This window comes from Mucilaginibacter antarcticus (assembly GCF_042686155.1).
Classification (GTDB): Bacteria; Bacteroidota; Bacteroidia; order Sphingobacteriales; family Sphingobacteriaceae; genus Mucilaginibacter; species Mucilaginibacter antarcticus.
This window is the reverse complement of record NZ_JBHUON010000055.1, coordinates 1-554: the sequence shown is the minus strand read 5'-3', so window position 1 is coordinate 554 and position 554 is coordinate 1. Positions and strand designations below refer to the sequence as shown.

Here is a 554-nt window from a genome sequence, read left to right as displayed (position 1 = left end):
GGGTCGCGCAGCTGAGCCAGCGTGAGCAAGCCATAGCCTGCCGCTTTATCCGACGCAGCAGTCAGGGTGATGGCCTGTTCCTCAATGCGCAAAGCATAGTGTTCGGGTCCGCTGAACTGCTGTCCGGCGATAACAATACTGATAGTTTCCTGCTGCTCACCAACTGGCAGGCCCAGCTGCTCAACAAGCGGTAGCCACGGCGCTAAATGCGCAGCATCAGAGGATAATTTAATGCCTGTTAAATGGCGCTTTTGCAGACTATCCTGGCGCTGTCTTACCTTTGGCACAACGCGGTTTGCAGTGACCACAGGCCATTGCTCAGGCAAAGCAGCAAATTGTGCCTCGCTGGTTTGAAGCGGCAATACATCATCGGCGTTGCGACGATACTGGTTTGGTTTAGTCCAGCTACCGGCATGGGAATTCACCGGTAAACCAGAGCCTGGCTCTGTTTGTTGCACAGTGCTGTCGATTGTCCCCGGCGCCAGCCCATCTCCCACCAGGTAGTAATTGGGCATGATGTCAGAGCGGGCCGCATGCCAGGCAGGTGCAGCAAT

Annotated in this window: 1 protein-coding gene; it reads right to left on the bottom strand. The window is 55.8% G+C overall.

Annotated elements, in window-relative coordinates:
* Positions 1-515 (bottom strand): glycoside hydrolase family 20 zincin-like fold domain-containing protein (locus ACFSYC_RS19625; protein ID WP_377130570.1); only part of this gene is annotated, 515 nt, incomplete at its 3' end.
* Positions 516-554: the final 39 nt, after the last annotated feature.